The sequence below is a fragment of the Burkholderia sp. AU6039 genome (genome assembly GCF_002223365.1).
Lineage (GTDB): Bacteria > Pseudomonadota > Gammaproteobacteria > Burkholderiales > Burkholderiaceae > Burkholderia.
In genome coordinates this window covers 1,819,705-1,841,095 of the sequence record NZ_NKFK01000005.1, presented here as the reverse complement: position 1 = coordinate 1,841,095, position 21,391 = coordinate 1,819,705, and the positions used below count along the sequence as shown (strand labels likewise).

General features: G+C 69.0%; 21 protein-coding genes. 17 read left to right on the top strand and 4 right to left on the bottom strand.

The window, feature by feature from the left end; genetic code table 11:
- Positions 1-24: 24 nt before the first annotated feature.
- The 15 genes from CFB39_RS25970 (at position 25) to infA (ending at position 16,138) form a co-directional block, all read left to right on the top strand.
- A complete protein-coding gene (locus tag CFB39_RS25970; RefSeq protein WP_089474984.1) occupies positions 25-834 on the top strand; it encodes an enoyl-CoA hydratase family protein in 810 nt (269 codons plus the stop codon).
- Positions 831-2,000 carry an acyl-CoA dehydrogenase family protein gene (locus CFB39_RS25965; protein ID WP_046547952.1) on the top strand — a complete coding sequence of 390 codons (1,170 nt, stop codon included), beginning with the start codon at positions 831-833 and terminating at the stop codon, positions 1,998-2,000. Before CFB39_RS25970 ends, CFB39_RS25965 begins: the two co-directional genes overlap by 4 nt.
- Before the next feature lie 35 nt (positions 2,001-2,035).
- On the top strand, positions 2,036-3,103 hold the full coding sequence (locus CFB39_RS25960; RefSeq protein ID WP_089474983.1) for an acyl-CoA dehydrogenase family protein: 1,068 nt from the start codon (positions 2,036-2,038) through the stop codon (positions 3,101-3,103).
- Positions 3,103-4,254 carry an acetyl-CoA C-acetyltransferase gene (locus tag CFB39_RS25955; protein ID WP_089474982.1) on the top strand — a complete coding sequence of 384 codons (1,152 nt, stop codon included), beginning with the start codon at positions 3,103-3,105 and terminating at the stop codon, positions 4,252-4,254. The genes CFB39_RS25960 and CFB39_RS25955 overlap by 1 nt, the downstream gene beginning before the upstream one ends.
- A gap of 33 nt (positions 4,255-4,287) precedes the next feature.
- The gene (locus CFB39_RS25950; protein WP_089474981.1) at positions 4,288-5,178 is read left to right on the top strand and encodes an SDR family oxidoreductase; all 891 of its coding nucleotides are present in this window, start codon (positions 4,288-4,290) and stop codon (positions 5,176-5,178) included.
- A 3-nt stretch (positions 5,179-5,181) separates the two neighbouring features.
- The gene (locus CFB39_RS25945; RefSeq protein WP_089474980.1) at positions 5,182-6,420 is read left to right on the top strand and encodes an acyl-CoA dehydrogenase family protein; all 1,239 of its coding nucleotides are present in this window, start codon (positions 5,182-5,184) and stop codon (positions 6,418-6,420) included.
- On the top strand, positions 6,417-7,619 hold the full coding sequence (locus CFB39_RS25940) for an acyl-CoA dehydrogenase family protein (protein ID WP_089474979.1): 1,203 nt from the start codon (positions 6,417-6,419) through the stop codon (positions 7,617-7,619). Before CFB39_RS25945 ends, CFB39_RS25940 begins: the two co-directional genes overlap by 4 nt.
- Positions 7,616-8,416, top strand: a complete 801-nt coding sequence (locus tag CFB39_RS25935) for an SDR family oxidoreductase (RefSeq protein ID WP_089474978.1) — start codon at positions 7,616-7,618, stop codon at positions 8,414-8,416. The genes CFB39_RS25940 and CFB39_RS25935 overlap by 4 nt, the downstream gene beginning before the upstream one ends.
- Positions 8,416-8,901 (top strand): MaoC family dehydratase, encoded by a 486-nt coding sequence (locus tag CFB39_RS25930; RefSeq protein WP_089475672.1) that lies wholly within the window; start codon positions 8,416-8,418, stop codon positions 8,899-8,901. The genes CFB39_RS25935 and CFB39_RS25930 overlap by 1 nt, the downstream gene beginning before the upstream one ends.
- An 18-nt stretch (positions 8,902-8,919) precedes the next feature.
- A complete protein-coding gene (locus tag CFB39_RS25925) occupies positions 8,920-10,125 on the top strand; it encodes an acetyl-CoA C-acyltransferase (protein ID WP_089474977.1) in 1,206 nt (401 codons plus the stop codon).
- Between the two features lie 150 nt (positions 10,126-10,275).
- Entirely contained in the window at positions 10,276-11,247 is a 972-nt protein-coding gene (locus CFB39_RS25920; RefSeq protein ID WP_089474976.1) for a YCF48-related protein, read from the top strand.
- Positions 11,248-11,302: 55 nt separating this feature from the next.
- Positions 11,303-13,765 (top strand): RND family transporter, encoded by a 2,463-nt coding sequence (locus CFB39_RS25915; RefSeq protein WP_089474975.1) that lies wholly within the window; start codon positions 11,303-11,305, stop codon positions 13,763-13,765.
- A gap of 68 nt (positions 13,766-13,833) precedes the next feature.
- Positions 13,834-14,913 carry a Rieske 2Fe-2S domain-containing protein gene (locus CFB39_RS25910; RefSeq protein WP_089474974.1) on the top strand — a complete coding sequence of 360 codons (1,080 nt, stop codon included), beginning with the start codon at positions 13,834-13,836 and terminating at the stop codon, positions 14,911-14,913.
- Positions 14,914-15,201: 288 nt separating this feature from the next.
- A complete protein-coding gene (locus tag CFB39_RS25905; protein WP_006483056.1) occupies positions 15,202-15,405 on the top strand; it encodes a cold-shock protein in 204 nt (67 codons plus the stop codon).
- 469 nt (positions 15,406-15,874) lie between these two features.
- Positions 15,875-16,138 (top strand): translation initiation factor IF-1, encoded by a 264-nt coding sequence (infA, locus tag CFB39_RS25895; RefSeq protein ID WP_011355053.1) that lies wholly within the window; start codon positions 15,875-15,877, stop codon positions 16,136-16,138.
- A gap of 123 nt (positions 16,139-16,261) precedes the next feature.
- On the opposite strand, the gene CFB39_RS40345 is transcribed toward infA, so the two are convergent.
- Complete coding sequence (locus CFB39_RS40345) at positions 16,262-16,612, bottom strand: hypothetical protein (protein WP_179257730.1); 351 nt, start codon at positions 16,610-16,612, stop codon at positions 16,262-16,264.
- Positions 16,613-16,964: 352 nt separating this feature from the next.
- Between CFB39_RS40345 and CFB39_RS25880 the strand changes: the two genes are divergently transcribed.
- Entirely contained in the window at positions 16,965-18,212 is a 1,248-nt protein-coding gene (locus CFB39_RS25880; protein ID WP_089474970.1) for an alkaline phosphatase family protein, read from the top strand.
- Entirely contained in the window at positions 18,209-18,457 is a 249-nt protein-coding gene (locus CFB39_RS25875) for a hypothetical protein (RefSeq protein WP_089427378.1), read from the top strand. The genes CFB39_RS25880 and CFB39_RS25875 overlap by 4 nt, the downstream gene beginning before the upstream one ends.
- Positions 18,458-18,576: 119 nt before the next feature.
- Here the strand turns inward: CFB39_RS25875 and dmpG are convergent, their stop codons facing one another.
- From dmpG to dmpE, 3 genes are read right to left on the bottom strand one after another with little or no spacing between them, the layout of a single operon-like run.
- Positions 18,577-19,608 carry a 4-hydroxy-2-oxovalerate aldolase gene (gene dmpG, locus CFB39_RS25870; RefSeq protein ID WP_089432764.1) on the bottom strand — a complete coding sequence of 344 codons (1,032 nt, stop codon included), beginning with the start codon at positions 19,606-19,608 and terminating at the stop codon, positions 18,577-18,579.
- A gap of 16 nt (positions 19,609-19,624) precedes the next feature.
- Positions 19,625-20,524, bottom strand: coding sequence for an acetaldehyde dehydrogenase (acetylating) (locus CFB39_RS25865; RefSeq protein ID WP_046547936.1), 900 nt, complete (start codon positions 20,522-20,524; stop codon positions 19,625-19,627).
- 13 nt (positions 20,525-20,537) lie between these two features.
- On the bottom strand, positions 20,538-21,320 hold the full coding sequence (dmpE, locus tag CFB39_RS25860) for a 2-oxopent-4-enoate hydratase (protein ID WP_039350783.1): 783 nt from the start codon (positions 21,318-21,320) through the stop codon (positions 20,538-20,540).
- Positions 21,321-21,391 lie beyond the last annotated feature (71 nt).

Genomic DNA, 21,391 nt, shown 5'->3' with positions numbered 1-21,391 from the left:
AAACATAACAGGGAGGCTTTGGAGATGACTGCATCCAACCAACCGGCCGGCGCAATGCCGTTCCGGATCGATCGTGCCGACGGCATCGCCGAACTGGTGATCGCCCATCCGCCCGTGAACGCGCTCGACGCACAGGGCTGGCATGCGCTCTCGCGCGCGCTCGATGCGCTGGGCGAGGACGACGACGTGCGCGTGATCGTCGTACGCGGCGAAGGGCGCGGCTTCTGCGCGGGCGTCGACATCAAGGAACTGGCCGCGCATCCGGAGCGGATCGTGGCGGTCAACGCGGGCAACTACGAGACGTTCCGCGCGGTGCACCGCAACCCGAAGCCGGTGATCGCGGCCGTGCACGGCTTCGTGCTCGGCGGCGGGATCGGCATTTGCGGGGCGGCGGACATCGTCGTCGCGGCCGACTGCGCGCGCTTCGGCGTGCCCGAGATCGACCGCGGCGCGATGGGCGGCGGCGCGCACCTGCAGCGGCTGTTCGGCGTGCAGAAGGTGCGCGCGATGTACTTCACCGGCGACATGATCGACGCGGCGGAAGCTTACCGGCTCGGCGCGGTCGAGCAGGTCGTGACGCGCGACGCGCTGCGCGACGCGGCGCTCGCGATCGCCCGCAAGATCGCGGCGAAGAGCCCGGCGATGGTGCGGCTCGCGAAGGAGGCGCTGAACGGCGTCGAGGACGGCGATCTCGAGGACAAGTACCGCTGGGAGCAGGGCTTCACGCTACAGGCGTACATGACGAACGACTCGACGGAAGCGCGTGCCGCGTTCGTCGAGAAGCGCGATGCGCGTTTCGATGTGCAGGCAACCGCCGAGGAGGCACGCGCATGAACCTGACCTATACGCCGCAGCAACAGGCGTTTCGCGCGGAGATCCGCGCATGGCTCGCGGCGCACGTGCCGCGCGAGCGCTTGCCGAGCTTCGACACCGAGGAAGGCTTCGCCGCGCACCGCGAATGGGAGCGCACGCTGCACTCCGGCCGCTGGAGCATGGTCACGTGGCCACGCGAACTCGGCGGGCGCGGCTGCGACCTGATCGAGTGGCTGATCTTCGAGGAAGAGTACTGGCGTGCCGACGCGCCGATGCGCGTGAACCAGAACGGCATCTTCCTGCTCGGCCCGACGCTGATGGATTTCGGCACGGCCGAGCAGAAGGCGCGCTTCCTGCCCGCGATGGCGGCCGGCGAGCACGTGTGGGCGCAGGGCTGGTCGGAGCCGAACGCGGGCTCGGACATGGCCGCGATCCGCACGACGGCCGCCCGCATCGGCGACGAATACGTGCTGAACGGCCAGAAGATCTGGTCGACGCGCGCGGTGTGGGCCGACTGGTTGTTCGGCCTGTTCCGCAGCGATCCCGAATCGTCGCGTCACCACGGGCTCACGTTCCTGATGGTGCCGCTATCCGCGCCGGGCATCACGGTGCGGCCGATCCGCCAGCTGAACGGGCAGACCGGCTTCGCGGAAATCTTCTTCGACGACGTGCGTGTGCCGGTCGAGAACCGTCTCGCGGCCGAAGGTGCGGGCTGGCAGGTCGCGATGGCGACGGCCGGGTTCGAGCGCGGGTTGATGCTGCGTTCACCGGCACGGTTCCAGCGCACCGCGCAGGCGCTGCGCGACCTGTATCTCGCGCACCGTGACAGCGCCGACCGCGATCCGACGCTGCGCGAGCGCGTGGTGCAGGCGTGGATGGATGCGCAGGCCTATGCGCTGTCGACCTACGCGACCGCGAGCCGGCTGCTGAAGGGCGGCCATATCGGCGCGGAGTCGAGCACCAACAAGGTGTTCTGGTCGGAACTCGATCTGCGCATGCACCAGACCGCGCTCGACATCCTCGGCGCGCACGGCGAGGTCGTCCCGCAGACGGCCGCGCAGCACGCGACGCTCGGCCACTGGCTCGACGGCTTCCTGTTCGCGCAGGCCGGCACGATCTACGCGGGCACCAACGAGATCCAGCGCAACATCGTCGCCGAACGGATGCTCGGCATGCCGCGCGCGTAAGCGTGCCGGCGCCACCCTTACAGAACGGACATCGTATGGATTTCGTATTCGATGAAGACCAGGAAGCGCTCGCGGACAGCGTGAAGCGCCTGCTGATGACCGAGATGACGCCCGAGCTGATCCGCGAGCTGTGGGCCACGCCGACCGGGCGCTCGGACGACCTGTGGGCGCTGTTCGCGTCGCAGGGGCTGACCGCCGTGTCGGTGCCCGAGGCGCACGGCGGCCTCGGCTTGACCGAAGCGGAATGGGCGCTGCTCGCGCAGGCCTACGGCTATTTCGGCAGCCCCGAGCCGCTGCTCGATACGGCGCTCGTGTCGGCCGGCGTGCTCGCGCGGCTGCCGGCGAGCGACTGGCGCGACGCGCTGCTGCGCGACATCGCCGAAGGACGTGCGCGCGTCGCGCTCGTGCATCCGGTGAATCCGTATGCGGCCGACGTGCATGTCGCGCAGACGCTGCTGTGCGAGCACCGCGGCGAGCTGCACCGCGTCGACCCGGCGCAATGCGCATGGCGCGCGGTGGACAGCGTCGACCCGTCGCGGCGGCTGTTCACGCTCGACTGGGAACCGTCGGCGGCCACGCGCATCGCGAGCGCCGATGAGGCCGCGCCGCTGCTGAACCGCGCGCTCGACCACGGCGCGTTCGCGGTCGCCGCGCAACTGCTCGGCCTCACGCAGCGCGTGCTCGACGTCGCGATCGACTACAGCGCGCAGCGCAAGCAGTTCGGCAAGGCGATCGGTTCGTACCAGGCGCTCAAGCACCTGCTCGCCGATGTCGCGATCCGCTACGAGTTCGCGCGGCCGGTGGTGGCGCGCGCCGCGCAGGCGATCGCCGACGATCACCCGCAGCGCGCGGTGTTCGTGTCGCACGCGAAGCTCGCGGCTGCATCGGCCGCGCAACTGGCCGCACGCCACTCGATGCAGGTGCACGGCGCGATCGGCTACACGTGGGAGCTCGACCTGCAGATCTTCATGAAACGCATCTGGGCGCTGTCCGGCAGCTGGGGCGACAGCGCGTTCCACAAGGCCCGCGTGGCCGACGCGATCCTCGGCGACGCGTTGCCGATCGGCCCCGCGCAGACCTTCGACCTCGAGGAATTGAACTGATGAGACAAGCCTATATCGTCGACGCGCTGCGCACGCCGACCGGCCGCCGCAAGGGTGGGCTCGCGCACGTGCATGCGGCGGACCTCGGCGGCTTCGTGCTGAAGACGCTGGTCGAGCGCAACGCGATTCCCGCCGATGAATACGACGACGTGGTGTTCGGCTGCGTCGACACGATCGGCCCGCTCGCGGGCAACATCGCGCGCACCTGCTGGCTCGCAGCGGGGCTGCCGCTGCAGGTGCCGGGCGTGACGGTGGACCGCCAGTGCGGCTCGTCGCAGCAGGCCGTGCACTTCGCCGCGCAGGCGGTGATGAGCGGCGTGCAGGATGTGGTGGTGGCCGGCGGCGTGCAGACGATGACGCAGATCCCGATCTCGTCCGCGATGACCTGCGCCGCGCCGCTCGGCTTCAACGACCCGTTCTCGGGCAGCACCGGCTGGCGCGCGCGCTTCGGCGATGAGCCGGTGTCGCAGTTCGTCGCCGCGCAGCGGATCGCCGATCACTGGAACCTGTCGCGCGACGCGATGGAGCGCTATGCGCTGGAGAGCCACCGCCGTGCGGTTGCGGCGATCGAGGCCGGGCATTTCAAGCGGGAAATCGTGCCGCTCGAAGGCGTGATGCACGACGAAACACCGCGCCCCGACACGTCGCTGGAAAAGATGGCGACGCTCGAACCGCTGACGCCGGGCGGTTCGCTGACGGCCGCCGTCGCGAGCCAGACCTGCGACGCGGCCGCCGCGCTGCTGATCGTGTCGGAGGAGGCGTTGAAGCGCTACGGCCTCACGCCGCGCGCACGCATCCATCACCTGAGCGTGCTCGGCGACGATCCGCTGTGGATGCTCACCGCGCCGATTCCCGCGACGAAGGCGGCGCTGAAGAAGAGCGGCCTCGACTGGTCTCGGATCGACGTCGTCGAGATGAACGAGGCATTCGCATCGGTCGCGCAGGCCTGGCTCGCCGATACCCGTTTCCCGCATGAAAAGACCAACCCGAACGGCGGCGGGATCGCGCTCGGCCATCCGCTCGGCGCGACCGGCGCACGGCTGATGACGACGCTGCTGCACGAACTGGAACGCACGGGCGGCCGCTACGGGCTGCAGACGATGTGCGAAGGCGGCGGTCTCGCGAACGTCACGATCATCGAGCGCCTGTGAGCGCGTCACCTTCACTATCCGCGAGGCACAAGCATGGGAATCTGTAACGGACGCACCGTCATCATCACCGGCGCGGGCGGCGGGCTCGGGCGCGAATACGCGCTGGCGTTCGCGGCCGAAGGCGCGGCGGTCGTCGTCAACGACATCCGGCACGACGCCGCGCAAGCGGTCGTCGACGAGATCGCCAGTCGAGGTAAAAGCGGCGGCGGCCGCGCGCTCGCGAATGCGGACGACATCACGCAGGTCGACACCGCGCAGCGGATCGTCGACGCGGCGCGCGAAGTGTTCGGCGACGTGCACGTGCTCGTCAACAACGCGGGCATCTGCCGCGACAAGATGTTCACGAGCATGACCGAAACCGACTGGGACGACGTGATGCGCGTGCACCTGCGCGGCCACTTCTGCCTGTCGAGCGTGCTGGCGCGCGTGTGGCGCGACGCGGCGAAGGCCGGCAACCCGGTCGACGCGCGGATCGTCAACACGAGTTCGGGCGCCGGGCTGCAAGGCTCGATCGGCCAGTCGAACTACGGCGCGGCGAAGGCCGGGATCGCCGCGCTCACGCTGATGCAGGCGGCCGAGCTGCAGCGCTACGGCGTGCGCGTGAACGCGCTGGCACCGGCCGCGCGCACGTCGATGACGGAAGGCGTGTTCGCCGACATGATGAAGAAGCCCGAGGACGGCGGCTTCGACTATTTCGATCCGGCCAACGTCGCGCCGCTGGTCGTGTGGCTCGGCAGCGCGCTGTCGGCCGACGTGACGGGCCAGGTGTTCGAGGTCGCGGGCGGGATGATCGCGGTCGCGGAAGGCTGGCGTACCGGCCCGAGCGTCGATCGCGGCGCGCGCTGGGAAGCGGCCGAGGTCGGCCCGGCGGTGGCGCAGCTGCTCGCCGCTGCGCGCCCCGCGCAGCGCGTGTACGGGAGCTGAGAAATGGATCTGGCGCTCACCGACGAACAGGCGATGATCCGCGACGCGGCGGCCGACGTGCTCGCCGAACGCAGCGCGTCCGCCGACGTGCGCCGCGCGCTCGAGCAGTCGGCCGGCCGCGACGATGCGTTGTGGGCCGCGCTGTCCGGCGAACTCGGCTGGAATGCGCTTGCGCTCCCCGAGGCGGCCGGCGGGCTGGGGCTTGGTGCAGTCGAACAGACCGTACTGATGGAACAGCTCGGCCGGCGCGTGGCGTGCGTGCCGTATTTTTCGACCGCATGCCTTGCGGCGACCGCGCTCGCTGGCTTCGCTGATACGCCGCTGGCAAGCGGCTGGCTCGCGAAGATCGCAGAAGGCGCATGCAGCGCGACGCTGGCGCTGCCGTTCGACTTGCCGACCGTTTCGCGGTCGTTGCCGGTCGTCGCGGAAGAAGCGGCGGGCGGCTACGCGCTGTCCGGCACGCTCGAACAGGTGATCGACGGCGCGCGTGCCGACCTGCTGCTGGTGCCCGCGCGGATCGCGAACGAAGGGCAATCGATCGGCCTGTTCGCAATCGACGTCGCAGCGGCATCGGGCCTCAAAGTCACGTCGCTCGACACGCTCGACGCAACACGGCCGATCGCGCGCGTGATGTTCGACGAAGCCCGCATGAGCCGCGACGCGCTGCTCGCGTGCGGCACGGCGGCGGCGCAGGTGCTGGAACGGACCGCCTGGTTCTCGGCACTCGCACTCGCCGCCGAACAGCTCGGCGGCGCCCAGCAATGCCTCGACCTGACGCTCGACTACACGAGCCAGCGCGTGCAGTTCGGCCGTGCGATCGCGTCGTTCCAGGCGGTCAAGCACCGCTGCGCGCAGATGATGGTGCTGATCGAGTCGGCGCGATCGGCCGTGCTCGGGGCTGCACACGCGTGGGATGCCGAAACCGGCAGCACGCAGCCGAGCGACGCATTGCGTGCCGACATCGCCGCCGCGAAATCCGCCGCGAACGACGCGTATGCGTTCTGCGCACAGGAAGCGATCCAGCTGCACGGCGGCGTCGGCTTTACGTGGGAATACGACCCGCATCTCTATTTCAAGCGCGCACAGGCATCGGGTGCGCAGTTCGGCAGCACGCCGCAACTGCTCGAATGGATCGCGACCCATGCGATCGACGGCGGCGCATCGCATCGCGACGCAGCGTTCGCCCCCGCCGCCGCGGTGGCATCCCGGCCGTCGGCCGCACGCGCAGGAGCCCTGCAATGAACAGCGAAACGCGCGAACAGCAATTGCGGCACGAAGTGGCCGACTGGGTGCAGTCGCACCTGACCGGCGACTTCGCATGCCTGAAATACCGCGGCGGCCCCGGCGACGAGGAGGCGTGGCCCGAACTGCGCAAGGCGTGGGAGCAGGAACTGGCGAAGGGCGGCTGGACCGGGCTCGGCTGGCCGACGGACGCCGGCGGGCGCGGCTTCTCGGTCGCCGAGCAGGTGATTTTCCATGAGGAATACGCACGCGCGGGCGGCCCCGGGCGGATGGGGCACATCGGCGAAGGGCTGCTCGGGCCGACGCTCGTCGCGTGCGGCACCGACGACCAGCGCGCGCGCTTCCTGCCCGGCATCCTCGCTGGCACACAGTTCTGGTGCCAAGGGTATTCGGAGCCCGGCGCGGGTTCCGACCTCGCCAACGTGCGCACGCGTGCCGAACAGGACGCGGACGGTACGTGGCGCGTGTACGGACAGAAGGTCTGGACGTCGCTCGCACACGATTCCGACTGGATCTTCGTGCTGGCGCGCACCGATCCCGCATCGAAGGGCAACAAGGGGCTGTCGTTCCTGCTGATGCGGCTCGACCAGCCGGGCATCGAGATCCGGCCGATCAGGCAGCTCAACGGCGGTGCCGAATTCAACGAAGTGTTCTTCGACGGCGCACGCGCTCAAGCCCGCGACCTCGTCGGCACACCCGGCGACGGCTGGCGGATCGCGATGACGCTGCTCGGCTTCGAGCGCGGGATGTCGACGCTCGGCCAGCAGATGCAGTTCGTCCGCGAACTCGAATGGGTGATCGACGCCGCGCACGAATCGGGCGCGGACCGCGACCCGGTGCTGCGCCAGCGGATCGGCCGCGCATGGGCCGGGCTGCGCGTGATGCGCTACAACGCGCTACGGATGCTGTCCGGCGCGGACGACACGGATGCCGGCGCGGGCACGCCGCTGCGCCGCGAGGCGCTGATCTACAAGTATTTCTGGTCGAACTGGCACCGCGACCTCGGCCAGCTCGCGATGGACGCACTGGGCCCGCGCGCGAACGTGATCGACCCGGCCGACGAAAAACTCACCCATCTGCAGCGCGTGTTCCTGTTCTCCCGTGCGGACACGATCTACGCGGGCACCAACGAAATCCAGCTCAACATCATGGCCGAGCGCGGGCTCGGCATGCCCAGGGAAGCCAGAGGAACAGCATGACCGAACCCCAGATCCAGAAAGCGCCGGCCTACGTGCCGGGCCACCAGCTGCTCGCCGGCAAATCGGTGCTGATCACGGCGGCCGCCGGCGCCGGCATCGGCTCCGCGGCCGCGCGCCGCTGTGCGGAAGAAGGCTGCCGCGCGCTGTTCATCTCCGACATCCACGAAAAGCGCCTCGAACAGGCGGTCGAGACGCTGCGCGCCGAAACGGGGCTGCAACAGGTCTACGGCCGCCTGTGCAATGTCTCGGTGGAGGCCGACGTGCAGGCGCTGGTTGCCGAAGCGCAGGACAAGCTCGACGGCGTCGACGTGCTGATCAATAACGCGGGGCTCGGCGGCTCGACCCGCATCGTCGATATGGACGATGCCGAATGGTCGCGCGTGATCGACATTAGCCTGACCGGGACGTTCCGGATGACGCGCGCGATGTTGCCGCATATGCAGGCCCGAGGCCGCGGCGCGATCGTCAACAACGCATCGGTGCTCGGCTGGCGCGCGCAGGCGGAACAGGCGCACTACGCGGCGGCGAAAGCGGGCGTGATGGCGCTCACGCGCTGCGCGGCGCTCGAGGCGTCGCCGTACGGCGTGCGCATCAACGCGGTCGCGCCGAGCATCGCGATGCACGATTTTCTGAAGAAGTCGGCTCCGGCCGACCTGCTGAATCAACTGGCGTCGCGCGAAGCCTTCGGGCGCGCCGCCGAAGTCTGGGAGGTCGCGAACGTGATGGTGTTCCTTGCAAGCGATTACGCGTCGTACATGACCGGCGAAGTGCTGTCGGTCAGCAGCCAGCACGCATGATGAGCACGACCCTCGACCCCGTGCGCGCGACGCCCCGCGTGTTCGCGCATCCCGGCGAACTCGCGGCGGCCGTCGGCGACACGCTCGGCGCGAGCGCATGGCTCGCGATCGACCAGTTCCGCATCGACGGCTTCGCCGATGCGACGGGCGACCACCAGTGGGTGCACGTCGACCCGGTGCGCGCGAAGGACGGCCCGTTCGGCGCGTGCATCGCGCATGGGTACCTGACGTTGTCGCTCGTCAATCACTTCCTGCCGCAGATCGTGCGGATCGACGGCGCGCGGCTCGGCGTCAACTACGGCTGCGACAGGATCCGTTTCCCCGCACCGGTGAAGGTCGGCGCGCGCGTGCGCGGCGTCGGCGAGCTGCTGCGCGTCGAGCCGCTCGAAGGCGGCGTGCAGGCCTGGATTCGCGTGAGCGTCGAGATCGAAGGTGAAGCGAAGCCCGGCTGCGTGGCCGACACGATCAGCCGCTACTACTTCTAGTTTCAGAGAGCCAGACACATGGAAGACGCAGTCATCGTTTCCGTTGCACGCACGCCGATCGGCAAGGCGTTTCGCGGCATGTTCAACGACACCGAGGCGCCCGCGCTGGGCGGCCACGTCGTGCGCACCGCGCTCGGACGCGCGGGCGTCGCGCCGGCCGACGTCGACGACGTGCTGATCGGTTGCGCCGCGCAGCAGGGCACGCAGGGCTACAACATCGGCCGCCTGTCGGCGGCGGCGGCCGGGCTGCCGGCATCGGTGCCGGGCATGGCGATCGACCGCATGTGCTCGTCGGGCCTGATGTCGATCGCGAGTGCCGCGCGCAGCATCGGCGCGGGCGATGCGCGGATCGTCGTCGCGGGCGGCGTCGAGTCGATCTCGCTCACGCAGAACAAGCACAAGAACGCGTATCGCGCGCGCTCGCAGGCCGTGCTCGACCACCAGCCGGCCGCGTACATGGCGATGATGGAGACGGCCGAGATCGTGTCGCGCCGCTACGGGATCTCGCGTGCCGCGCAGGATGAATTTGCACTGCAGAGCCACCAGCGCACGGCCGACGCCCAGGCGGCCGGCCGCTTCGACGCGGAAATAGCACCGCTCGACGTGCGGCGCGCGCTGTTCGACAAGGAAGGCAACCCGGCCGGCTTCGAGGACGTAAACGCCGCGCGCGACGAAGGCGTGCGTGCCGACACGACGGCCGAGCGGCTCGCGGGGCTGAAGCCGTCATGGAGCGGCGGCAAGGTCGTCGAGCAGGGCGCGTTCGTGACGGCCGGCAATGCGTCGCAACTGTCGGATGGCGCGGCGGCCGTCGTCGTGATGTCGCGCAGCGAGGCGGTGCGCCGCGGGCTGACGCCGCTCGGTGCGTTCCGCGGCCTCGCGGTGGCCGGCTGCGAGCCCGACGAGATGGGCATCGGCCCGGTGTTCGCGATTCCGAAGCTGCTGGCGCGCTTCGGGATGACCGTCGGCGACATCGGGCTGTGGGAGCTGAACGAGGCATTCGCGTGCCAGGCGCTGTATTGCCGCGACACGCTCGGCATTCCCGACGACCGGCTGAACGTCGATGGCGGCGCGATCGCGCTCGGCCATCCGTTCGGGATGTCGGGTACGCGGATGACGATGCACGCGCTGCTCGAAGGCGCGCGGCGCGGCGTGCGGCACGCGGTCGTGACGATGTGCATCGGCGGCGGGATGGGCGCCGCCGCGCTGTTCGAAGTCGGCGCGTAGCGGCACGCGGACGGGCCGCGCCGCACGAGCGGCCCGCCATTCAGGACCATTCGAGGCCGCGGCAACGACCGACGGCCCGGAGACATGCAGGCGACGGCGGTGGGCGCGATGGCGCGAACCGTCGTCGAACGCAGACACAGGAGACAAGCGATGAAACGAACTTTGCCCGGACTCGCGATGTCGGCGCTGGTGCTCGGCGCCGCGCTGTTCGCGTTTTCGCCGCGCCCGCTGCCGGCGTTCCCGGTCACCGCGATCCACGCGGACCGGCTGCAGATCAACGGGCTTGCCCGGGCCGGCGCGCGCATCGTCGCGGTCGGCGAACGTGGCGTGATCCTGCTGAGCGACGACGCGGGCGCCCACTGGCGGCCGGCGTCGACCACACCCGACCACGCATCGACGCTCACGCAGGTGCGCTTCATCACGCCGACGCTCGGCATCGCGGTCGGCCACGACGGCCGGATCGTGCGCAGCGACGACGCCGGCCTGCACTGGCGCGACGTGCACATGGACCACGCGCATGCCGATCCGCTGCTGTCCGTGTGGGGCACGGCCGGCGGCCCGCTGTTCGCGGCCGGCAGCTTCGGCCAGCTGCTGCGCTCGGACGACGCGGGCCTCACCTGGCAGACCGTGAAAACCCCGGGCGGCGACCGTCACCTGAACGCGATCGTCGGCGACGGCCACGGCAACCTGCTGGTCGCGGGCGAGAGCGGCACGCTGCTGCGCTCGACCGACAACGGCGCGACGTGGGACAAGCTGCCGTCGCCGTACGCCGGTTCGCTGTTCGGCGCGCTGATGCTCGCGAACGGCGACTGGGTCGCGTACGGAATGCGCGGCAACGTGGTGCGCAGCACCGATCGCGGCGCGACCTGGACGCACGTCGACAGCCACGTGCCGGTGTCGTACTTCGGCGCGGCCCAGCTCGCCGACGGCGAACTCGTGCTGGTGGGCCAGGGCGGCGCGATCGTCGCGTCGCGCGACGGCGGGCTGACCTTCGACGTGCGCAAGCTCGGCGGCGTGCAGAGCCTCGCGGCCGTGCTCGACATGGGCCACGGCGCGCTGCTGCTCGGCGGCGAGGCCGGCGTCGCGCCGCTCGCCGGCGCGGCCGCGTCAACGCCGTCCTGACGCGCGGCCGTCCCGCTGCCTGCTCCCGTTCGTTTCGCATCGACAAGAGAATTCCATGAACGACCTGTCACGCCCCCCTGAAGCCGTTCCCGCGTCGCGCCTCGCCGCGTTCGTCGAGCGCTGCGCCGACACGATCATCCGCCGGCGCAAGCTGCTGATGCTGCTGTGCGTCGCGGTGACGCTCGCGCTCGGGCTGTCCGCGACGCGGCTGAAGCTCGATCCGGGCTTCAACAAGATGATCCCGATGCAGCACCCGTACATGCAGGTGTTCGAGCGCTATGCGGGCGCGTTTCCCGGCGCCAACACGATCCTCGTGAGCCTGCGCTGGAAGGGCGATGGCGACATCTACAACCAGACGTTCATGGACGCGCTGCGCCACGCGACCGACGACGTCTTCTTCATCCCGGGCGTGAACCGCTCGCGCGTGTTCTCGCTGTTCACGCCGAACGTCCACTACACCGAGGTGACCGAGGCCGGCTTTCGCGGCGACGTGGTCGTGCCGGGCCAGTTCTCGAGCGCGAACCCGGACGATCTCGCGAAGGTGCGCCGCAACGTCGCGCGTTCCGGGCAGATCGGCCGCCTCGTCGGCAACGACCTGAAGTCGGCGCTGATCCGCGCGGAGCTGCGCGAGACCGATCCGGCCACCGGCAAGCGGCTCGACTACAGCGCGGTCGCGCGCCAGCTGGAGGAGATCCGCGCGAAGTACGCGAAGCAGGGCATCGACGTGAACATCATCGGCTTCGCGAAGCTGGTGGGCGACGTCGAGAACGGCATCGCGGGCGTGATGGCGTTCTTCGCGCTCGCGTTCCTCGTGACGGCCGCGCTGCTGTTCGCCTATACGCGCTCATTGAAGACCACCGTGCTGGCGCTCGTCGTCGCGCTGCTGCCGGTCGTATGGCTGCTCGGCGCGTTGCCGCTGCTCGGCCTCGGCATCGACCCGATGTCGATCCTCGTGCCGTTCCTGATCTTCTCGATCGGCGTGTCGCACGCGGTGCAGATGACCAACGCGTGGAAGCAGGCGCTGGTGCGCGGCGCGTCGTCGGTCGATGCCGCGCGCGACGCGTTCCGCAAGCTGTTCGTGCCGGGCACCGTCGCGCTGCTGACCAACGCGCTCGGCTTCATGGTGATCATGCGGATCCGGATCGACATCGTGCGCGAACTCGGCATCACCGCATGCCTCGGCGTGCTGCTGATGATCGTGACGAACAAGGTGTTCCTGCCGATCCTGCTGTCGTACACGCGCCTCGAGCGCGGCACGCTGGCGCGTGCGCAGCGCACGGCGGCGGCCGGCGGCAGCCGGATGTGGTCGCGTTTCGCGGTGTTCGCACGGCCGGCGCCGGCGCTCGGCGTGTTCGCGGTGGCGCTCGCGCTGCTCGCCTACGGCACGCTCGAATCGCGCAAGCTGGAGATCGGCGACATCGGCACCGGCGCGCCGGAGCTGCGCGCGAACTCGCGCTACAACCTCGACAACGCGGCGATCACGCACCAGTACAACATCGGCGTGGACGTGCTGTCGGTGATCGTCGAGACGACCGGCTTCGACGACGCGTGCCTGCATTACCCGGTGATGAGCGCGATCGAGAGGTTCGAGATGAACATGCGCGGCGTGGCCGGCGTGCAGTCGGTGACGAGCGTGTCGTCGCAGGGCAAGGTGTTCATCGCCGCGTTCAACGAGGGCAATCCGCGCTGGGCCGCGCTGCCGCGTTCCAGCGACGGGCTCACGCAGGGTTCCAACGCGTTCGACCCCGACAACGGGATGAACACCGCGAACTGCAAGGCGATCCAGGTGCTGATCTACACGAAGAACCACGAAGGCACGACCATCGCGCACATCGTCGACGAGATCAAGCGCTTCGCGGCCGAGAACCCGACGCCGAACGTCGCGTTCCGGCTCGCGGGCGGCAACGTCGGCGTGATGGCCGCGACCAACGAGGCCGTCGGCGACGCGGAGATCGCGATGCTGCTGTCGATCTTCGGCGCGATCGCGCTGCTCTGCGCGGTCACGTTCCGCTCGTGGCGCGCGGTGCTGTGCATCATCGTGCCGCTCACGCTCGTGTCGATCCTGTGCAACGCCGTGATGGCGCGCCTCGGCATCGGGCTGAAGGTCGCGACGCTGCCGGTGATCACGCTCGGCGTGGGCGTGGGGGTCGACTACGGCATCTACCTGTACGAGCGCCTGCAGCACGACCTCCGCCACGGCGCGACGCTGCCGGACGCGTTCGCCGACGCGATGCGCCAGCGCGGCACCGCGGCGCTGTTCACGGCCGTCACGATGTTCATCGGCGTCGGCACGTGGGCGTTCTCCGCGCTGAAGTTCCAGGTCGACATGGGCGTGCTGCTCGCGTTCATGTTCCTCGTGAACCTGTTCGGCGCGGTGTTCCTGCTGCCCGCGCTCGCCGCCTGGCTCGGCGTCGAGCGGGCCGAGCGCCGCGTGGCGCACCGGCAGCAGCCGTCGCCGGCGGCCCCGGCGCCGTTGAAGCCGTCGCCCGCGCTCGAATCCGGCAACCCGATGCGCTGACCGGCGCCCCCCATTTCCCCCGCGCGCGGCGGGCCGCCGCGCGCTCTCCACAAGAGGAGTCAACCCACATGTCCGCACGCCCTTACAAGATCGAAGCCCAGCCGCTCGCACAGCGCTATGCGCGCGGCTGGCACTGCCTCGGGCTCGCCAGCGATTTCAAGAACGGCAAGCCGCACACGCTGAACGCGTTCGGCCGCAAGCTCGCCGCGTTCGCCGATTCGACCGGCAAGGTCAACGTCGTCGACGCCTACTGCCCGCACATGGGCGCCGACCTGAGCCTCGGCACGGTGCAGGGCGACCACCTCGTGTGCCCGTTCCACGGCTGGGCGTGGAGCGGCGAAGGGCAGTGCGCATCGATCCCGTACTGCAGGCGGATCCCGCCGAAGGCGCGCATCGGTGCCTGGCCGACCTGCGAGGAAAACAACCTGCTGTTCGTGTGGAACGACCCGGAAGGCAACGCGCCGCCGCCGGAAGTCGCGATTCCGCGGCTCGACGTGTGCTTCTCCGACGAATGGTCGGACTGGGTCGTCGACAAGATGGTGATCCAGGCCAACTGCCGCGAACTGGTCGACAACATCTCGGACGTCGCGCACTTCGCGACCGTGCATCGCGCGCCGATCGACTATTTCGCGAACCTGTTCGAGGATCACAAGGCGACGCAGCTGATGGTCGGCCGCAGCGAGAAGCTCGGCGGTGATGCGCTGACCGCGCTGTCGACGTATTTCGGGCCGGCCGTGCACATCACGCAGATGACGGGGCAGAGCGGCGGGCAGCCGATCCACTCGGTGCTGCTGAACTGCCACGTGCCGATCGACATGAACAGCTTCGAGCTGCGTTACGGCGTGATCGTGAAGAAGGTGGCCGGGCTGACCGACGCGCAGAACATGGAGATCGCGAACGCGTACGTGAAGGAAGCGCAGCGCGCGTTCTACGAGGACGTCGACATCTGGCACAGCAAGACGCGGATCGACAATCCGCTGCTGTGCGAAGGCGACGGGCCGCTGTACCAGATGCGCGACTGGTATTCGCAGTTCTACCTGGACGTGGCGGACGTGCGGCCGACGAGCGTCGCGCGTAAGGCATTCGAAATGCGGATTCGCGAAGGCGCCGCGCCGCCGGCGCTGCATCACGTGTTCGAGCCGCAGTAAAAACCGGCGGGCCGGCCGAAAAAGGGGGCGCATCGAAATACGTCCCGTCGGCCGGCAACCCCCGCTGCGTAAGGCGCACCCGGCGGGGGGCTTGTGCGCCGCATCAAAAACACTTGACGAAACGGCCACTCGCGCGTAGTGTCCATGACCGAAGTGTTCAAGAAGTTCGATTGCTCATCATTGGCCGCACTCCGTGCGGCGGTCGTTGGTCTCTCCCTCTTTTGATTCTTTATGTGCCCGTCGCGGGCGCATGTTCAATTATTCGTCATTTGTATTAAGGAAGTATTTGTGGATACCGGTACCGTCAAGTGGTTCAACGAAACCAAGGGCTTTGGTTTCATTTCCCCGGACAACGGCGGCGACGATCTGTTCGCCCATTTCTCGGAAATTCGCGGCACGGGTTTCAAGACCCTGGCCGAAGGCCAGAAGGTCAGCTTCGAAGTGAAGCGCGGCCCGAAGGGTCTGCAAGCGTCGAACATCACGCCGCAGTAAGTCGCATCGGCAACGGCCGCCACGCGGTGGCCGCTGCCGGATGGATTGGCGCGCAGGGCGCCGCTTTGGCGGCAGCCGGCGCGTTTCCGATGCGCACGACCGATGCATCGCGACATCCGCGATGCATCGGTCGTGACGCCTCCCTCATCGCATGCGCGACCCGCGTGCGACGCAACGCCTTCGTGAAGCGGCCGCCGCTTCGCGAGCGCATCACCGCTTCAACGCATCAACCCGAGCAGACCGACGCCATGCCGTTGCAGGCGCGGTCCCGACTTGCGCGGCGCTCCATGCGCCGCCGCCACCGACCGCCTGAACGCCGCAACGCGCCGGGCTCCGATCGCAAGACAGGCCCTGGGCCCGTCTGAACGAACCGATCCCCGGCAGCCTGCCGGCCGCCGTCCCGTTGTGGGGCACGGCGCCGGGCAGATCGCCGCGGCCGCGGTCAATTACCTTGTCTGGAGGAATTGGTTTGGCAAAAGAAGAACTGCTGGAACTGGACGGAATCGTCGACGAAGTGCTGCCGGACAGCAAATACCGTGTCACGCTGGAAAACGGCGTCGTGGTCGGCGCGTACGCGTCGGGCCGCATGCGCAAGAACCACATCCGCATTCTCGCGGGCGATCGCGTGACGCTGGAACTGTCGGTCTATGACCTCACCAAGGGCCGCATCAACTTCCGTCACAAGGACGCGAATTCGCCGCGTCCGCCGCGCACCGGCCAACCGCGCCGTTAAGCGGCAACGGTTGGCGCGGGCACGCAGCACCGCCTCGCCGATCGAATCCCGTCCGGCCGACGAGGCCGGACGAACCGGGTGGACGACACATCGCGTGCCGTCCGCCGGTCGCCGCCGGCATCGTCATGCCGCGGCGGCCAATACCGCCTTTACCGGCCGCCGCGCGTGCGCAACGCTCAGGCGGCCGCGTCCCGCAGGAAATCCTCGACGATCATCGCGACATACGGCGGACATGCCTGCATCGGGTAATGCCCGCAATTCGGTATCGTCACGAGCCGCGCGTTCGGATGCCACGCGAGAAAGGTCGCCTGCATCGCCGCGGCGTCGAGCCCCCGGATCCTTGTCGCCGACGATCACCAGGAAGCGCGTATCGAGCCCGCGGATGTCGTCGGCGAAATCCGTGCCGGTCAGCATGTCGAGATACGCGAGCCGGCAATCCGGCGCCACGCGCGCACGATTCTGCCGCAGCTTCACGTCGGCCCAGCGCGCCGACAATCCCCCCGTCACGAATCGCACGAGCCGGCGAAACGCGTCGTCATCGACGGTCGTCTCGGTGGTCGGCGCGTGATGCGACCTGCTCGTACGGTCGACGATGAAGTTGAAACGGTCGACGCCCAGTCTGGCAGGGCCTCGTGCAACGGGCCGGCAAGCGGCTGAATGCGCGCGCCGCCACACGGTTCGCGTGCGGCTTTACGCGCGGGCCGGGGCGGTCGTACACTCGTCGGCAATTCGCGGCCCGCACCGTGGCTTTCAATCCCTTCAGCAGCTTTCAGCGGGCCAACGACCGTGCCAGCAGGACTTTCGTCGCGCGACGCCAGGAGGCGCCATGAGTGCAGACGCAGCCCCCGCATCCCCATCGGTTCAGGACCGCATCCAGCACGTGTTCGTGCTGATGCTCGAGAACCGTTCCTTCGATCACCTGTTCGCGCTGTCGGGCTACCCCGATATCGTCGCCGCGTCGCCGGGTAACAGCAACGCGTACGGCGATGCGGTCTATCCGTTCGGCGGCGGCGCGCCCGACCGGATGCCGACCGATCCGTGCCACGAATTCACGGACGTGCTCGAGCAGCTGTGCGGCGCGGGCGTGCCGTTCGTGAAAGGGCAGCCGTATCCGCCGGTCGTCAACACCGGGTTCGTGTCGAACTACGCGACCTCGCATTCCGAAGGCACGCCGCCGCAGCCGGCTGATGCGGGCAAGATCATGCAGGGCGTCGATATCGCGACGCGGGCGCCGTCGCTGCACGCGCTCGCGAACGCGTTCGTGCTGTGCGACGCGTGGCATGCGTCGATGCCGGGGCCGACCTGGCCGAACCGCTTTTTCCTGCACGGTGCGTCGTCGGCCGGGCTCGACCATTCGCCGACCAAGGAAGAAATGGCCGGATGGGACGCGTTCGACGGCTTTCCGTATCCGAAGGGGTCGATCTTCGCCGCGCTCGGCGACGACAACTGGCGCATCTACCAGGACCAGACCGGCGACCCGCTCGGCCACGTGCCGCAGGTTGCGTCGCTGAAGGGCATCAGCTTCTTCGACATCGACGACCTCGCGCATTTCGAGGCCGATCTCGCGGCCGGCTATACGGCGCGCTATACGTTCATCGAGCCCGGTTACGGCGACATCGTGCACGGCACTTACCAGAACGGCAGCTCGCAACACCCGATGGACGGCTTCGCCGGTGGCGACCAGCTCGCCGCGCGCGTGTACAACGCGATCCGCCAATCGCCGGTATGGAACAGCAGCCTGCTCGTGATCTGCTACGACGAGCACGGCGGCTTCTACGATTCGGTCAGGCCGGGCGCCGCGCCGCCGCCGAACGATGGCGCGGCGGCGACGCTGAACGCGAGCGGCTTCGGGTTCGACGTGTATGGCGTGCGGGTGCCGGCGATCGTGATTTCGCCGTGGGTCGCGGCCGGGCAGGTCGATCACACGCCGTACGATCATGCGTCGGTTGCCGCGACGCTCGAGCGGCTGTTCGGCCTCGCGCCGCTGACGGATCGCGACCGCCTCGCGAACGACCTGCTGGCGCTCGTCTCCACGACGTGCCGCAGCGACTGCCCGCAAAGGATCGGATCATGAGTACGACACCGGCCTTCGACCCGCGCGATGCGCTGCCCGTGCGCGACGGTACGAGCCTGATCGCGTATCTGCACATCCTGAAGAAAGCGCATGCGGCGCTGGTCGGCCATGACAAGGCCCATCAGCGCTTCAGCGAGATCGTGACGCGCGGGCAGGCGCGGCAATACATCGAGGAACTGATGCCGTCGCTGTTGCAGGCGCGTGAAGCGCATCGGCGCAAGCGGCACGGGGGGAAGCATCGCTGAAGTCGGCGGGCGATGCATGATCGAGGTGACTCGATCCGCGCATCCGAAATGAAAACGGGGCTCGCGCCCCGTTTCCCGCCGTTTCCCGCCGCTTCCGGACGATTGCCGGCCGCGTTCGTTCAGGCCGCCACTGCCCGCGCCCGCACCATCGTCAGCGCCGCATCTTCGATCATGTCCTCCTGCCCGCCGACGAGCCGCTGCCGCCCCAGCTCGACGAGGATGTCGCGCGCGGGAATCCCGTACTTCGCTTCCGCGCGCTTCGCGAACAGCAGGAACGACGAGTAGACGCCTGCATAGCCGAGCGTCAGCGCATCGCGGTCGAGGCGGATCGGCGCGTCCATGATCGGCACGACGAGATCCTCGGCGACGTCCGAGATCGCGAACACGTCGACACCCGTCTCGATCCCCATCCGGTCGCACACCGCGACGAACACTTCCATCGGCGTGTTGCCCGCACCGGCGCCGAGGCCGGCCGCGGCCGCATCGATCCGGTTCGCGCCGGCGGCAACCGCCGCGACCGAGTTCGCGACGCCCATCGCGAGGTTGTGGTGGCCGTGGAAGCCGAGCTCCGTCTCCGGCTTCAGCGCGTCGCGCACCTGGCTGATCCGCGCGGTCACGTCATCCGGCAGCATGTGGCCGGCCGAATCGGTGATGTAGATGCAGTTCGCGCCATACGACTCCATCAGCTTCGCCTGCACGACGAGCTGCGCCGGCGACGACATGTGCGCCATCATCAAAAAGCCGACCGTATCGAGCCCGAGCGTGCGCGCGAGGCCGATGTGCTGCTCCGACACGTCCGCCTCGGTGCAGTGCGTCGCGACGCGGATCGTGCCGACGCCGAGTGCGTGCGCCATGCGCAGATGCTCGACGGTGCCGATACCCGGCAGCAGCAGCGCCGACACCTTCGCCTGCTTCAGCTCCGGAATCACGGCGCTGAGGTATGCCTCGTCGGTGTGCGCGGGGAACCCGTAGTTGACCGACGCGCCGCCGAGCCCGTCGCCGTGCGTGACCTCGATCAGCGGCACGCCGGCCGCGTCGAGCCCGCGCGCGATGTTGCGCATCTGGTCGAGCGTGATCTGGTGGCGCTTCGGGTGCATCCCGTCGCGCAGCGACATGTCGTGAACGGTGATCTTCTTGCCTGCAAGTGACATCGCGTGGCTCCTCAACTCAAGCGGTGGCGGCCGTCGCGGCCAGCATCTGTTCGGCGAAACGCTCGGCCGTGGCGGCCGCGGCGGCGGTCATGATGTCGAGGTTGCCCGCGTACTTCGGCAGGTAATCGCCGAGCCCTTCGACTTCCATGAAGACGGACACGCGATTGCCGTCGAACACGGGGCCGTTCTTCAGCGTATAGCCGGGCACGTAGCGCTGCACTTCCTTGACCATCGCATGCACGGACGCGGTGATCGCATCGACGTCGGGCGGGCCGTCGGTCAGGCAGTGGATCGTGTCGCGCATGATCAGCGGCGGCTCGGCCGGGTTGATCACGATGATCGCCTTGCCCTTGCGTGCGCCGCCGACCTGTTCGATCGCACCGGACGTCGTGCGCGTGAATTCGTCGATGTTCTTGCGCGTGCCGGGGCCGACCGAGCGCGACGACACGGTCGCGACGATCTCGCCGTACGCGACCGGCTGCACGCGCGATACCGCGTACACCATCGGGATCGTCGCCTGGCCGCCGCACGTGACCATGTTCACGTTCGCCTGTGCGCTGTCGAGATGCGCGTCGAGGTTCACCGGCGGCACGCAGTACGGCCCGATCGCGGCGGGTGTGAGGTCGATCATCTTCACGCCGAGCGCGGTGAGCTTGTCGGAGTTGTCGCGGTGCACGTACGCCGACGTCGCGTCGAACGCGATGCGGATGTCGTCGGCTGCCACGTGCGGCAGCAGCCCGTCGACGCCCTTGTCGGTGGTCTTCAGGCCGAACTCGCGCGCCCGCGCGAGGCCGTCGGACGCCGGATCGACGCCGACCATCCACACGGGTTCGAGCACCGGCGAGCGGCGCAGCTTGTAGAGCAGGTCGGTGCCGATGTTGCCGGGCCCGATCAGTGCGCATTTGATTTTCTTCATCAGGATTTTTCCTTTAGATAAAGCGGACGTCGCAGCTGCCGATGCCGGAGATGTGCATCGACAGCGCGTCGCCGGCCGTGACCGGAATCAGTTTCGCTAGCGAGCCCGACAGCACGATCTCGCCGGCGAGCAGCGGCACGTCGTACGCGGCGAGCGTGTTCGCGAGCCACGCGACCGCGTCGGCGGGGTGGCCGAGCGCCGCGTCGCCGCGGCCCTGCGCGACGGGCTCGCCGTTCTTGTCGATCGTCATCTCGCACGCGGCGAGATCGAGCGTGCGCGGATCGACGCGTGCATCGCCGAGGACGTACACGCCGCACGATGCGTTGTCGGCGACGGTGTCCTCGATGCGGATCGCCCAGTCGCGGATGCGCGAATCGACGATCTCGAAGCAGGGCGCGACGGCGGCCGTCGCGGCGATCACGTCGGTGCGGTCGATGCCGGGGCCGCGCAGGTCGCGCGCGAGGATGAACGCGATCTCGCCCTCGGCGCGCGGCGCGATCAGCGTATCGGCGGCGATCGCTTCGCCGGCCGCGTAGTGCATGCCCGACAGCAGGATGCCGAAATCGGGCTGGCGCACGTTCAGCATGTCCTGCACGGCCTGGCTCGTCACGCCGATCTTCTTGCCGACCACGGCCTCGCCGTGTTCGATGCGGCGTTCGATGAAGCGCTGCTGGATGCGGTACGCGTCGTCGAGCGACAGGCGGCGCGGGCGGCTCGACAGCGGCGCGACCGGCGCACGCGCGTGCCATGCGGCGTACAGCTCGTCGCCGAGCGTCGTATGCAGGCGGGAAGACATGAAAGGGCCCTCGAATCTCGAATGAATCGAATGGAACAGGCCGCCGTCGCGGGCGGCGCCGGGCGCCGGAG

What these genes read in the sequence shown, in the direction of transcription:
- CFB39_RS25920 (WP_089474976.1), top strand. Translation starts at nt 10,276, where the DNA reads ATGAAACGAACTTTGCCCGGACTCGCGATGTCGGCGCTGGTGCTCGGC.
- dmpG (WP_089432764.1), bottom strand. Translation starts at nt 19,608, where the DNA reads ATGTCACTTGCAGGCAAGAAGATCACCGTTCACGACATGTCGCTGCGC.
- CFB39_RS25875 (WP_089427378.1), top strand. Translation starts at nt 18,209, where the DNA reads ATGAGTACGACACCGGCCTTCGACCCGCGCGATGCGCTGCCCGTGCGC.
- CFB39_RS25915 (WP_089474975.1), top strand. Translation starts at nt 11,303, where the DNA reads ATGAACGACCTGTCACGCCCCCCTGAAGCCGTTCCCGCGTCGCGCCTC.
- dmpE (WP_039350783.1), bottom strand. Translation starts at nt 21,320, where the DNA reads ATGTCTTCCCGCCTGCATACGACGCTCGGCGACGAGCTGTACGCCGCA.
- CFB39_RS25970 (WP_089474984.1), top strand. Translation starts at nt 25, where the DNA reads ATGACTGCATCCAACCAACCGGCCGGCGCAATGCCGTTCCGGATCGAT.
- CFB39_RS25950 (WP_089474981.1), top strand. Translation starts at nt 4,288, where the DNA reads ATGGGAATCTGTAACGGACGCACCGTCATCATCACCGGCGCGGGCGGC.
- CFB39_RS25960 (WP_089474983.1), top strand. Translation starts at nt 2,036, where the DNA reads ATGGATTTCGTATTCGATGAAGACCAGGAAGCGCTCGCGGACAGCGTG.
- CFB39_RS25925 (WP_089474977.1), top strand. Translation starts at nt 8,920, where the DNA reads ATGGAAGACGCAGTCATCGTTTCCGTTGCACGCACGCCGATCGGCAAG.
- CFB39_RS25940 (WP_089474979.1), top strand. Translation starts at nt 6,417, where the DNA reads ATGAACAGCGAAACGCGCGAACAGCAATTGCGGCACGAAGTGGCCGAC.
- CFB39_RS25930 (WP_089475672.1), top strand. Translation starts at nt 8,416, where the DNA reads ATGAGCACGACCCTCGACCCCGTGCGCGCGACGCCCCGCGTGTTCGCG.
- CFB39_RS25955 (WP_089474982.1), top strand. Translation starts at nt 3,103, where the DNA reads ATGAGACAAGCCTATATCGTCGACGCGCTGCGCACGCCGACCGGCCGC.
- CFB39_RS25880 (WP_089474970.1), top strand. Translation starts at nt 16,965, where the DNA reads ATGAGTGCAGACGCAGCCCCCGCATCCCCATCGGTTCAGGACCGCATC.
- CFB39_RS25865 (WP_046547936.1), bottom strand. Translation starts at nt 20,524, where the DNA reads ATGAAGAAAATCAAATGCGCACTGATCGGGCCCGGCAACATCGGCACC.
- CFB39_RS25910 (WP_089474974.1), top strand. Translation starts at nt 13,834, where the DNA reads ATGTCCGCACGCCCTTACAAGATCGAAGCCCAGCCGCTCGCACAGCGC.
- CFB39_RS25945 (WP_089474980.1), top strand. Translation starts at nt 5,182, where the DNA reads ATGGATCTGGCGCTCACCGACGAACAGGCGATGATCCGCGACGCGGCG.
- CFB39_RS25965 (WP_046547952.1), top strand. Translation starts at nt 831, where the DNA reads ATGAACCTGACCTATACGCCGCAGCAACAGGCGTTTCGCGCGGAGATC.
- CFB39_RS25935 (WP_089474978.1), top strand. Translation starts at nt 7,616, where the DNA reads ATGACCGAACCCCAGATCCAGAAAGCGCCGGCCTACGTGCCGGGCCAC.